General features: G+C 41.5%; 7 protein-coding genes and 1 pseudogene. 5 read left to right on the plus strand and 3 right to left on the minus strand.

The genetic code is table 11. The features are described 5' to 3' along the window. Window positions 1-146: 146 nt before the first annotated feature. From Q8M41_RS13785 to Q8M41_RS13800, 4 genes and pseudogenes are all read left to right on the plus strand, one after another. Window positions 147-905, plus strand: a complete 759-nt coding sequence (locus Q8M41_RS13785) for a hypothetical protein (protein WP_305365861.1) — start codon at window positions 147-149, stop codon at window positions 903-905. A gap of 169 nt (window positions 906-1,074) precedes the next feature. Further along, window positions 1,075-2,505 (plus strand): amidohydrolase family protein, encoded by a 1,431-nt coding sequence (locus Q8M41_RS13790; RefSeq protein ID WP_305365862.1) that lies wholly within the window; start codon window positions 1,075-1,077, stop codon window positions 2,503-2,505. Window positions 2,506-2,650: 145 nt separating this feature from the next. Continuing rightward, complete coding sequence (locus tag Q8M41_RS13795) at window positions 2,651-4,267, plus strand: amidohydrolase (protein ID WP_305365863.1); 1,617 nt, start codon at window positions 2,651-2,653, stop codon at window positions 4,265-4,267. Between the two features lie 32 nt (window positions 4,268-4,299). Further along, window positions 4,300-6,054: pseudogene (locus Q8M41_RS13800) on the plus strand (DUF885 family protein). 600 nt (window positions 6,055-6,654) lie between these two features. On the opposite strand, the gene Q8M41_RS13805 reads toward Q8M41_RS13800, so the two are convergent. Beyond that, the gene (locus Q8M41_RS13805; protein ID WP_305365864.1) at window positions 6,655-7,044 is read right to left on the minus strand and encodes a hypothetical protein; all 390 of its coding nucleotides are present in this window, start codon (window positions 7,042-7,044) and stop codon (window positions 6,655-6,657) included. Between the two features lie 1,179 nt (window positions 7,045-8,223). On the opposite strand from Q8M41_RS13805, the gene Q8M41_RS13810 reads away from it, so the two are divergent. Next, window positions 8,224-8,700, plus strand: coding sequence for a helix-turn-helix domain-containing protein (locus Q8M41_RS13810; protein ID WP_305365865.1), 477 nt, complete (start codon window positions 8,224-8,226; stop codon window positions 8,698-8,700). Between the two features lie 477 nt (window positions 8,701-9,177). Here Q8M41_RS13810 and Q8M41_RS13815 read toward each other — a convergent pair whose 3' ends face one another. Together Q8M41_RS13815 and Q8M41_RS13820 are read right to left on the minus strand one after the other, a co-directional pair. Further along, the gene (locus Q8M41_RS13815) at window positions 9,178-10,065 is read right to left on the minus strand and encodes a PorP/SprF family type IX secretion system membrane protein (protein ID WP_305365866.1); all 888 of its coding nucleotides are present in this window, start codon (window positions 10,063-10,065) and stop codon (window positions 9,178-9,180) included. A gap of 81 nt (window positions 10,066-10,146) precedes the next feature. Then, a partial coding sequence (locus tag Q8M41_RS13820; RefSeq protein WP_305365867.1) for a cadherin-like beta sandwich domain-containing protein occupies window positions 10,147-13,281 on the minus strand: 3,135 nt, incomplete at its 5' end.

The raw sequence follows: 13,281 nt of genomic DNA on the forward strand, positions 1-13,281 counted from the left end.
TGCCTGATTTAACTAGAAGCAATAATTATCAATAACCCCGACTTAATAAAATTTAACTCACTGATTTTCTTACAAATACAGAAATAATATAATTATATTTAATATTAGTTAAATTTTTATTTTTTTACACCTAACCAATTAACAAAATGAAAAAATTATTATTTCTAATTATGATTATGCCTCTTGCAGGTGTATTCAGCCAGACTAAAAATTTGTATTCAGTAGGTTTAATGCAGCCTAAGATTGGACAAACTCAGGCATTTGAGTCGGCCTGGAAGACTCATTTAACAAAATACCATAATGGTGAAAGTAAACGGCAGGTTTTTGAAATTGTCAGCGGCGATTATGCAGGCTTTTATCAATTGGCAGAGGGTCCTCTCGGGTATGCAGATATGGATATCGATATGCCTGACTCAAAAGCCCATGATCTCGACATCTCCTCAACTATTTCAGCGAAAATTGCGGTAGAGAAATTAGGAAATACCTACAGATGGCTTGATACATTAAGTTATAATTACAAAGATGTGACTGCCTCAAAATATATTCAAACAAATTATTATGTGAAACCGGGAAAGATGCCTGAATTCATGAATGAAGTGCGTAGAAGCGTTATTATAAACGAAGAAATAAAAAATCCTTCAAGTAATAGAGCATACGTATTAACCTACGCCGGTTCAAAACCGGTATTTGTTATACGAACAGCTTTAAAAGATGGGTTTAAGCAATTGGAACCAGATTATTCCCCCTCAACTACCGCTGCATTTAAAGCGGCTTATATTAATAAATTTGGCCAGTCTGAATGGGATAAAATGAGGGGTTCAACTACCACCATCTACAATTTGATTAATGAAATGGAGACCATGCTGGTAAAACACAGACCAGATTTAAGTTCTGTTATTAAGTAAACACAAAAAATCATGTTCTTATTACAATCCCCTGGGTTAATTTCAGGGGATTGTTTTTTAGAGAAAAAAACTTATCATAAAAAACCCGGCAGAATAAATAATATTGTAAACAAGCAAGGCTTTCTCGAGTGCATAGTATGCAACTAAACCAGTTTAATCTCTCTCTATAATGCAAAGAATTTTCTTAACTCTTATTGCTTTCTGTGTAACGTGTACCTGTTTTTCCCAAACTCAGAAGAACAAGTACTCGCTGGTGTTGGAGAATGCCAGTATTGTAAACGTAACAACCGGGAAAATTACTTATAAACGTTTGCTTGCTATTTCTGGCGACACGATTAAAGTGATTGCTGATACAAAAAAAGTGAGGCAGTATAAGGCCGACCGCTACATAGACCTAGCCAACAAATATGTGCTTCCTGGTTTTTGGGATATGCATGTGCATTTCCGTGGCGGGGATGGCCTGATACAGGCAAACAAAGATTTATTACCCTTATTCCTTTCTTATGGGATCACAACAGTGCGGGAGTGCGGGGGTGACATGACGCCTTCAGTTATGAACTGGAGCAAACAAATAACAGAGGGCACGTTAGCAGGACCGAGAATTTTTACCTCAGGGCCGAAGATTGACGGGCCAAAAAGTACCTGGGCGGGTTCGCTGGAAGTGGAAACACCTGAGCAGGTTACTAAAGCACTTGATTCCCTTCAAAAGATTGATGCTGATTTCGTGAAAATCTATGAAAGCAAGATTTCAAGGGAGGCTTTCCTGGAAACCATTACACAGGCAGAGAAAAGAGGCATGAAAACATCAGGACATATGCCTTATACTGTTAAGCTAAAGGAAGCAGTTGACCGTGGCCTGGATGCATCCGAACACTTATTTTACATCTTCAAAGCCTGCTCCGCCAAAGAAGACAGCATTACCAATGCAGTTATCCAAAGCGAGCATACAGCAAAGCCAATAGGCTTATTTGCCGCACTTCCTTCCTTATACGACACATATGATGCAAAAACTGCGGATCGGTTGTTTAAGTACCTTGGGAGAAAAAGGTTTTCAATTGTACCGACACTGTTTATCTCGAAGACATTAGGTGAGATCAAGGAAAGAGATCATTCGACCGATAAACTAATACCGTACATAGAACCTAAGATACAGACTACCTATGCAGGACGAGTAAATAGCGCAAAGAGGCAATCGAATGAGTTTACAGCCTTTTCTAAGAAATATGCTCTCAAAGCAAATTCGTTGATTCCACAAATGCATCTGAGGGGTATTAACATTATGGCGGGTTCTGACTGCGGTGCCTACAACCCATATGTATATCCCGGCGAGTCTTTGCATGAAGAAGTGAAACTATTGGTGGCTACTGGTCTCACACCTTTACAAGCTTTACAATCAGCAACGATAAATGGTGCAAAGTTTATGGGAGTTAATGATTTTTATGGCAGCCTGGGTAAGGAAAAATCTTCTGATTTGATTGTACTCGATACCAACCCTCTAAACAATATACAGGCCATAGATCAAATCAACATGGTAGTTTCTAATGGAAGAGCGTATTCCAGAACTGAGCTGGATAAATTATTAAATTCAATTAAACATTAATAAAGTACAAACACAGGGTGGCAGTATTAAAAAATAAGGGTAGAAAGTATTTACCTTGTGATATAATAAAGTATCTGTGATAGGTAAATTCATTTAGCACAAAACCATTACCCATTTTTTAACAAAACGGGATTAAACCAAGATTATGATACATACAAGAGTACTTCTATCCCTTCTTTTCCTGGCATTTTCCATTCATGCCGGGGCACAGACTAAATCAACACTTAATCCAAAAGTTGAAAACTGGAAAAAAGAGGTGATGAACAACCTTGATGGTAAATATAAAACCGCCCAGGAAATGGTGGATATGGTTTTCAGCTTCTCTGAACTCGGATTTCAGGAAACGGAAACATCTGCCTATCTCACTGATATTCTGGTAAAAAACGGGTTTACTATAGAAAAAGGAATTGGGGGGATCCCCACGGCATGGATGGCCAAATGGGGCAATGGCAAACCATTCATTGCTCTTGGAAGTGACATAGACGGAATTCCTAAAGCTTCTCAAAAGCCGGGAGTCGCTTATAAGGAGCCTATTGTAGAAGGTGCACCCGGTCATGGAGAGGGACATAACTCTGGCTTACCTTTAGTAATTTTATCAGCTATCGAAGTAAAAAAAATAATGGAACGTGAAAAGATGCCCGGAACACTGATGATCTGGCCGGGTGTGGCTGAAGAACTATTGGCCACCAAAGCATGGTACATTCGGGATGGTTACTTCAAGGACGTTGATGCATGCATATTCACGCACGTGGGCAGTAATATGGGTGTGTCCTGGGGTGACGCGGGCAATAACGGATTAGTATCCGTTGAATTTAAATTTGAAGGGAGCTCAGCACATTCTGCTGCTGCACCATGGCGTGGTAAAAGCGCCCTGGATGCTGTTGAACTCATGAACATTGCCTGGAATTTTAAGAGAGAGCATATGAAACCTAGTCAACGTTCTCATTATGTGATCACGGATGGCGGTGATCAGCCTAACGTTGTACCCTCAAAAGCCTCTGTATGGTATTATCTCAGGGAAAGGACCTATGAGGATATCAGGGATATGTATGATCAGGCCATTCTCTATGCAAAATCAGTAGCTGCTATGACAGGCACTAAAGTTTCTTATCAGTTATTGGGCACTGCATGGCCCGGGCATTTCAATAAACCCATAGCCGAAGCTGTATATAGAAACATAAAAACAGTTGGATTGCCTGTTTGGGATTCATCCGACCAGCAATTGGCAAGGGCTGTCCAGAAACTCGTGAATGCACCCCCAAAAACACCAATGGGCGAACCTATTGACGGGCTATCGACGAAGCCCGATACATTAATGGGCCCGGTACAATTTTCCTGGGGAGCAGGCAGCGATGATATCGCGGATATTGCCTGGAATGTGCCAACTGTGGTATTCAATTATCCGGCAAATATTGCCGGCACACCCGGGCATAATTGGGCGAATGCCATTGCCATGGCTACACCCATCGCGCATAAAGGTGTAGTGGCCGGAAGTAAAGTAGTGGCCTCTACACTATTGGATATGCTGACAGATCCGGGGATCATTGCAAATGCCTGGGATTATCATAAAAATGTTCAAACAAAAGAGGTTAAATATATTCCATTTGTAGAATCCACTACCCTTCCTGCCATTCATCTCAATAAAAAGATAATGGATGAATTCCGGCCTCAGCTAAAAAAATATTATTACGATCCTTCAAAATACAAGACCTATCTCGAACAGCTGGGTATTCAATATCCGCAATTGGAGAAAAAATTATGAAATAATCGCTTTTAATCATTAAGCCCGAAAAAATGAAAACGCTCAGCATCTTCACCATCCTTTGTCTTGTAGTGCTGCCTGACAAACTTTTTTCCCAGAAGGTATCGCTTCACAAATTATTTGACAACTATTATGAAGAACGTTTGAAACTTTTTCCGCTGGAGGCTACGAATAATGGAGACTTGCGATACAATGACCTTCTGCCAGATGAAGGGTCAGAGCATATCAGTAAAGTCAAAAGTTTTTATGATAACTATTTAACCGCTCTTAAACAGTATAAGAGACAAGATTTAAATATCACTGACCGTACCTCCTACGATCTATTGGAGTACGTATTGAAAATGGGTAATGAAGCCATTACTTATCATCCGGAATATATACCGGCAAATCAAATGCGTTCTACTGCTTTAACAATTGGAATATTGGGAGCAGGAAATAGCCAACAGCCTTTTAGATCCATAAAGGATTATGAAGACTGGTTAAAACGTATTAATGCATTTACCATTTGGGTTGATACAGCGATCGCAAATTTTAATAAAGGTGTCTCAGCCGGCGTGGTTTTGCCGAGCGTATTGGTCCTTAAAATGATCCCCCAAATGGAAAAACTTGCAGAACCTGACACAAGCAAAAATATCTTTTATGGACCGGTAAGAAATTTTCCATCTGACTTTACAAAGGCAGAAAAAGAGAAGCTCAGGGAAGCTTATGACAAAGCTATCAGCCAGCAACTAACGCCCGCTTATGTAAGGTTAGCGTCATATCTTAAAAACGAATACCTGCCCAAGGCACGTAAAACATCGGGCTATAACGCATTGCCGGATGGAATGGCCAGGTACGCTTTCCTGATTCGATCTTTTACAACAACAAATAAAACATCGGCAGAAATTTATCAGGTTGGTCTAAATGAAGTCGATGCTATTCATCAGGAAATGGAAAAAATCAAATCCGAAACAGGTTTTAAAGGATCACTTCCGGAATTTTATAAAGTTCTTACTACCGATTCGCAATTTCTGCCTTTTAAAAATGCATCAGAGGTGCTGGCCGCATATAACAGCATCCAGCAAAAGATTGATCCGAACCTCCACAAGCTTTTTAGTATAAAACCAAAAAGTCCTTTTGAGATCAGGCAAACAGAAGCTTTCCGGGCAGCAACAGCGTCTGCGCAATATTCTCGCGGAACTCCTGACGGAAAACGCCCTGGTATCTTTTACGTTCCAATTGTAGATGCGACAAAATATCCTTCATTCAGCATGGAAACTCTTTTTTTGCATGAAGCTATACCTGGCCATCACTACCAATTGTCTTTATAACAGGAAAATATCAGTCTACCCAAACTTCGTCTTTTTTCTATAATCCCAGCTTTTAGTGAAGGATGGGGTTTATATTCTGAGACCCTTGGCAAAGATTTGGGTGTATACACTGATCCATATCAATACATGGGTACTTTGATGGGACAGATCCACCGCGCCATACGGTTAGTGGTGGATGTAGGCATTCACACCGGCAAAATGACAAGGGAAGATGCTATTAAATATATGTTGGATAATATGCCGATCACGGAGCAGTTTGCAACTTCTGAGGTAGAACGCTACATGGCATATCCCGGGCAGGCATTAAGCTATAAAATAGGCCAGTTGAAAATTGAAGAGCTGAGAGAAAAGTATAGAAAACAATTAGGGTCAAAATTTAACCTTAGATACTTCCATGATGCGGTTCTAAAAGGAGGTAGTCTACCGCTGACGGTCTTTGAAAGTTCTATGGATGATTGGGCAATAACACAAAAATGATCTTTATACAGAGGCACTTATAGTTGCAGCATCCCAAAGTTTTCAATGGAGTTATTGAAATCATCGCAAAAGCATCTGACGATTAGAAGCGGGGAATTCACGAATAGCTGCAATAAATCCGGGCCGCTGACGGGTGCCCCGCTCGCCTAATGTCATTATTTAAGCCATTCAAGATTTCTGTTTGGCATCGTTTTGCATTTGCCCTGTAGAGGCCATATGTCATAATAGATTAGCCGACTCCGAAGGGGTCGCATGTTTATAGAAAATCATGCAATCCTGTTTCCCGACCCCGAAGGTGGTCGCATGTGTACCGTTACCACATACGACCACCTTCAGGGTCGGGATTTCCTCGCTAACATGGTTCTATAAACATGTGACCCATTCAGGGTCATCTATAAATATGCGGCCGTCTTCGGGGTCGCCAGAAAAATTTCGACCTCGAAAGAGCAATCAGCAGGATTGAACTCAACTCTTAAATAATGACATTGCCCGCTCGCCACCGTAAGTGGCGCCATCGATTATTACGAGCTTCATAGCGGGTCTTAACTGCTGGGATAAGCCACCAAAGAAGCCGGAAAATCAAACCCGGCTTCTGCCATATCACCTGAACCTCTGTGTTAAATGACGTCTTAACCACAAGCAGCCGACTACAATAAGCACCCCCGACATAATTATTATCATTAGTGGCGGCCAGCGTTTTTTTTCTAAAACCCGGGCGTTTGATATCTCCGATTTTTTGCTTTCTTGCTGTTCTACATAACGCATAGCCGTTTGCTTTTCTGCACTGAGCACAGAACTGTCCGACAGGCTTATTATCCGCTGCTTAAGTCCGGAGACTTCAATTTTAGAAGCCTTACCTATGAATCCATTTTGAGCTGAAAAGCTAAAGGTGTCGGCCGGAAATATACTGACTCTATATTGCTCATTGGCCGAGTCGGTCAACAGAATCTTCCATTTACCGTCAAGCTTATCATTCTTCAAGTCCTGCATCCGGATTTTCGATTGCTCTGAGGCCGAATTTTGACTGAAATTGACCGATATTGACCGGTACGCCGGTCAAAATGGGAAACAGTGATACATCAATATTGGGTTTTCTCCTTGACTTCTTCGTGAATTCATCGTAAAACATCTCTTTTTTGTGTCCTGTGAGCAATGTTTCAAGTAGAAGTCACGATGATGTCAGGTACTTGGTATGTTGATGGTATGAGGTATTTTGACAATTACTTTGTTAAGAGTTTAATAGCGAATATTAGAGCTATTCCCGCTCATAGCCGCGGAGGCCTAGTCCTTTTTCTTCAGGAAAAAAGGACCAAGCCGAGGAGGAACCGAGACCATGAGTACCTTAAAAAACTATAGATAAATAACGAATAAACCCCGCCGCTGTCCCGAAGGTTCGGGACTGCTTCGAAAGTTAGTATGAAGGCTCGGCTTTTATCTACCGCACCATCCGCCCTGGGCGGAGGAAAAAAGGTGAACGGAGAGATAGTACTCAGGCCAAATTACAATCCAATACCCAATGAATTTGTTTTGATAATCAATATTTTTAGAAAACGCCTGCTAAATTTTGACTTAACTATAAAATTTCAAATGAACCGTGATTTTGTGCGGCGGGCTGAAAAAACTGAGCTTGCCCCGTATTAGATACGGGGGGTGTTTTGCCTGTGGGGGAAGCTTCGTTTTTTCTTGATTTTACTCAGTATTTTTTATTATTTTTTATCGGCCTTCGTGGTCTCACCGCAAAATAGCGGTTCGGCATTGGGTATGAATCACAACACAAAAATGACCAATACCACGCTAAAATGTTATTCACAGTATGAATAAGTTATTCAAACCGATGAATAAGTTATTCATGGGTAAAAATTGCCTTTTAAAAACCTGCGGAAATCCGCTTAGAAAAACAGGGTAAATTTTGATTTCAAATCAGACCTTTTCATCTTTTTGACCATGAAAAATCAGGTCGTGAATAAATTATTCATGCATGAATAACTTATTCACGAGCGACATAAAACTGCATTTGGAGGCTAAAAAGAAAGTATTTATACGATTTGATCGTAAATCACTATTTATGAGGGTATTGACAGGGGATATTTGAATGATTAAATTCATATAAAACAAACGCTCTATGTAAAAGAAATCAATTCATTAACCAGCTACCTAAATGTCCCCAACATGAAAAATTTCAACTTTGGCGAGAATCTGCGAATGATTCGGAGCTACAAAAACGTTTGCCAGGAAGGTATGGCCACAAGCCTTAACATCTCACAGGCCTCCTATTCAAGAATCGAAGCAAGCCCGGATTTTCCGGAGCTTCAGGTAATCAACAAACTCGCCGATACACTGGGTGTCAGGCCAAAAGATTTAATATCAGCGAATTGGTATGCCAAAGCGGTGAATGGCAGTTCCGAAAAAAACAAGCGTACGGTAGCCACGATCAACCACACCGGCCAGGTTACTTATGGGATTCTGCTGGCTATTGCCGCCTGGGACTCCACTTCAGGAACCTCATCGGGTGCACAAACGGAATCCATAAATGCCATACTTTTAATAGGTTGTTGCCTAGGATTGGGAGCATTCTTTCTTTACCATTTCACTGTAAAGCATGTGGAACTGATTGTTGAGGATGATACATTGATTGATGTTAAATGAAGGGGTAGGGATTTGGTTCACTCGTTTTACGTACGGCAAATCGCTCAGGCTTCTGCTTGTCACAATTATTGAATAACCCTATGCTCAGCTATTCAACAGTTCGACATGTTCTGCAAGGCATTTCGAATTTTAGATGAAACGGGTTTTAAACACGCTTTTATTAAGAGTTCGGGATGCGCAGGCTAACATCCCGAACAGCGGAGTTGTACACAGACCATCAAAAACAGGCATTAACCTACCAAAAGCAAATATCTCATTTCCCAATACAGAAAGTAATCAACGCTTACAGTCAGACACTTAAAAAAATGAATTAAAAAAAGTCAGAAATATTTGTCCAACATTGACCGGTCTTAAATCTCTATCTAATAGCTTCTCTTGTTTACAACGATTTAATCAGCAAAAGAAAGTACCAGCAATGCGTCTATCCCTTTATTTTGTCCGATGTTAAGAATTTGTGTAAACTGGAATGGAAATTTACTATTGAAATAATCTTAATTTCATACTTACTTCGAAGTTATCATTTGAATATCTGCTTAAAGCTGATGTGGCTGTACTGTACATCCCACTAAAGCCAATATTCAGATAGTTTAGTCCCACGCCGAATGTTGAACTCTTTGAACTGTGATACATACCGAATAAATTAATCCGGTTATTAGCATAACTTATATTGGCTCCAACGTCAATCAAATTATCCATGCCTTTTACTCCCCGGTAAGCAATTTTTGGTTCTATACCAAAACCTCCTGCACCATCTATCTGAAATTTATAACTGATTGCAGAAAAGAAAGTGCCACGACCAACGGCGTCTATATTTATATCCTTTTTTAGAAAACTTTTCATGTTAGGGAGTGCTGCCTGAATATTGAAATTATTGCTGGTGTAGGCCATACCAAAATCACCGTCAACGTAAGTATCACGCTGGTTGTAAGCCCCAACATTGGAGTCGCCCTGATTTCCTCTAATATCTTCTGTAGTAATACGATCATTCACAAAGCCCAGCGACAGACCAAAGGAAAGGTGCTGGTCAACCTCGCTCAAGGGCAAATGGTAGGCATATGTGGCCACCGTCCGGGTCCGTTTAAACAAGCCTGATTGATCATTATAAACATTCAAACCAAGCCCTGCTTTATCATTCAATGCGTAAGACGCTGTAAAAGTCTGCATCTGCGGACTCCCCGGAAAAAGGCTCCACTGCTGGCGAATACCCAGGTTAAAGTCCAATCCTGATTCTGTACCAGCGAGAGCTGGATTACCCAAATATTGGTTTTGGAAGTACATAGCTCCCATTGGATTTAATTGTGCTGTCGCTATATTGCTGCTGAAGACGATGGCAAAGAATAATGCGGTATTAATTATTTTTTTCATTTTTTTTTGACTGTTAAGTTCAACGTTCTTGTCATGTATCAGGTTCAAAATTGCCAGTTCGCAATTGCTGCGTTTATTATCCTATCGCTGGTTTACAATACTTACGAATCCTCTGATAATTTTTTTACCCGTCCCAAAATCGACCAAATAGTAATATGTACCTTCTGTTAAAGGAGAACCCTGAAAACTTCCGTCCCAATCATTTGTATAGTTTTGTTTAGAATAAAGCATCCTGCCTGTTACGTCAAATATCTTAACCGTATTATTCGGATACATATCCAGGTTTTTAATTACAAGAGCATCGTTAAGTCCATCCCCATTAGGTGACACCAGATTGTTGATGTCTAATGCTAAGTAATCTTCCAGCACATTTATAGTTATACTTTGGCTACTAACACAGCCATTTGCATTGGTTATTGTGACAGTATATGTAGTGGCTACGGCCGGGCGAATGGTAATTGTTGCTGTATTCTGGCCGCTGATGATTCCCGATGAATTTGCCCAAGAGTAGGAAGATCCTCCTGCTGCCGTGATGTTCATGCTTAGTCCCTTACTTACCTCATTCGTTCCTAGACTATTAGAGATTTGTATTGTGGGCAATGCGTTAACTGTAATAGTGAATGTTCTGGAAAAGGTATTAATACCACCTCCTTCCGTACCGCCATTATCTGTGGCAGTTACTTTGACAGTAGTACTACCACCTGCGGCGTTCAGCGGAGTATAAGTGATCACACCTGTTGTACTGTTTATAGCTAAGCCAGTTAATAAACCTGGGTTGCTAGATGAAGTACTAAGTGTCACAGTTTGTCCGCTTTCAGGTCCAGCGGTAATACCAGTAACAGTTACAGATTGAGGTGCTGTAGTGAAACAAAGTGTTTGGTTAGCAATTGCAGCCATTGTTGGTGCTTGGTTTGGCAATGGAACTACAGTCAATCCGAAATTCTGTGTCCGTGTAATCCTACCTTTCTTGACTGTTGCAGTCATCGTTACAGCAGGAGCAGGGGAACCTTGTACAGGACGGGTGATTGTTTGACCGTTATTTGAAACAATAGCCGGATTGCTTGACGTCCAGGTGATTGCTGATCCACCAGCTGCTGTTGCCGGTAATGGATTAACCAGTGAGGTGGTTATATTATCCAGCGCACTATTAGCACCCTTTATATCATTAACAGAAATCGAAGCAGCGTCAGATGAAACTATTGCGACATTCAGGTCGGTGGTCTGAGTGAACGTTATAAATTGTGAAAACACTTTAGTCCAGATCACTAAATCCGCTCCTACATTGATTTTAAAAGCTCCATCGGTCGGTAAAGCATCTCCTGCCGCTTGAGTATCAGAAGGACCTTCCAAAGTAATTTCCCTGTAAACGCCATTGTGTATAAGTGCAGCACGCATGCCTGCTTGTGCTGGCAATGATAACCTTACCGCCTTACTTAAAGAGAACGAAATAGTAGGGTGACCAAGTTCAATAACCAGACCGGGAGATGTTATAGTCTCATCGTCAGTAGCAGGTGGCGTCCAAATGTCAATTTTTGGCGCATGGATCACCCCATCCCAGGCCGGATTAGACGCAGTAAACACGGTCGAAGCAGGAATATCAACTTTTGAAATGTCTGAATTAATGGTGGTCTTCGGAACAGTTGCTTTACCCGGAGCATTTATAAGGGTGCTGTAATCCACAGTTGCGTTGGTTGTTCCTGCTGGAACTGTTACGGTTACCGGCTGGGTTGCAGAAGTTACTTTAACTTCTGGTTTGGCCGTCGTTACCGTCACGTTTCCGTTAGTATCCGGAGCAACTTCATTGGTCGCAAGGTTTACAGCTGCACGGGTAATTACAATGGTATAAGTTTTTGTAGTCGTTTGATCCTGGGCTGTTACCACCACTTTTATACTATTTGCGCCCACCGCCAACTGAACAGTGCCAGAAGAACCGCTAACGACATCTATATCATTGATCTTAATCGTTGCGTTTACCTGAGCTAGAATAGGAACCATACTTACCGAAGTTACTGTGTTGGCAACTGAAGCAGTATAACTGGTTGTTGCAGCGTCAAATAGAGGGCTCAATGTGTAATTAGAAGATGTAAGCGATGCTAATGCTGCATTATCAGATACTGCAGCAACTCCTGTACCGCTAAGAGCCACGGTCTTTGTCACTCCGTCAACAGTGGTTATTGTAAGATTACTGGCTGCTACCGCCCCCACAACAGTTGGCTTAATCCTGACATATACTTTCTGTGACGAGGTATTTGTTGGAAAGCTGGACGCAGTAAAAGTCTGCGTTAAAGCCCAGCCGGTTAAACCATCTTTAGAAACCTCATAAGGCGCAACGACTGTTGCTATGGTATTGCCTGATATTTGACTTCCAGTAATAGTCACGAACGTTGAAGTTGTTGAAGCAGTATTCACAATTGAACTCAGACTCAGAGTTGCCGGATCAACAGACAAAGTCGGCACACCTTTCCGATGAACTTTTATTGTATAAGTCTTGGTAGTAGTCCCATCCTGTGCCGTAACAACGGTTGTAATAACAGTCTCTCCGACTGTGAGAGCGATTGGTGCGGAGGTTGCTCTGCTGGCTACTGTAGCGCCATTAACTTTTATGGTAGCATTTGCTTGGGCTGCTGTCGGTCTAATACCGTAATCAGTTACGGAATTAACTACAGTATCGGTATATGCAATAGTCGACGAATTAAAATCGGGTCGTAGAAAGCCATTAAAAGTTATAGTAGGAGCCTGGTGAATAACTTCATAAGCTGACAAGTCGGCTATAGCGGAAAGTAAGCGTGTTAGGGTAATCTGGTAAGTTTTGGTGGTACTGCCATCCTGCGCAGTTACCTTCACATCAATCGTATTGATGCCCACATTCAGTGCCAGTGCTTTCGAAGCAGTTCCGCTGCCTAGTGCGGCAAAGCTGCCACCGTTAACCCGTACCTCTATCGTTGCATTGGCCTGGGCGCGGGTTGGAGTAACAGTGATTGATTCGGTTGAATTCGATACCGATGCCGAATAAGCTAGCGTGGCTGAAGAGAAACCTGGACTTAATGTTCCGCTGCTCAGCGATAGGGCTGATAAATCTGCATTATTGGATACTGCGGTAAAAGATGATGAAGATACTGCGGAGGCCTGACCACTCACGGTCAATGTAACCTTGTAGCTAGTTCCTGCTGTTAAAGCTGCTGTCGTAAACTGGATTTGAGTCGAAGAAACCCACAC

Source organism: Daejeonella sp. (assembly GCF_030684675.1).
Classification (GTDB): Bacteria; Bacteroidota; Bacteroidia; order Sphingobacteriales; family Sphingobacteriaceae; genus Daejeonella.

What these genes read in the sequence shown, in the direction of transcription:
- Q8M41_RS13790 (WP_305365862.1), top strand. Translation starts at nt 1,075, where the DNA reads ATGCAAAGAATTTTCTTAACTCTTATTGCTTTCTGTGTAACGTGTACC.
- Q8M41_RS13815 (WP_305365866.1), bottom strand. Translation starts at nt 10,065, where the DNA reads ATGAAAAAAATAATTAATACCGCATTATTCTTTGCCATCGTCTTCAGC.
- Q8M41_RS13795 (WP_305365863.1), top strand. Translation starts at nt 2,651, where the DNA reads ATGATACATACAAGAGTACTTCTATCCCTTCTTTTCCTGGCATTTTCC.
- Q8M41_RS13805 (WP_305365864.1), bottom strand. Translation starts at nt 7,044, where the DNA reads ATGCAGGACTTGAAGAATGATAAGCTTGACGGTAAATGGAAGATTCTG.
- Q8M41_RS13785 (WP_305365861.1), top strand. Translation starts at nt 147, where the DNA reads ATGAAAAAATTATTATTTCTAATTATGATTATGCCTCTTGCAGGTGTA.
- Q8M41_RS13810 (WP_305365865.1), top strand. Translation starts at nt 8,224, where the DNA reads ATGAAAAATTTCAACTTTGGCGAGAATCTGCGAATGATTCGGAGCTAC.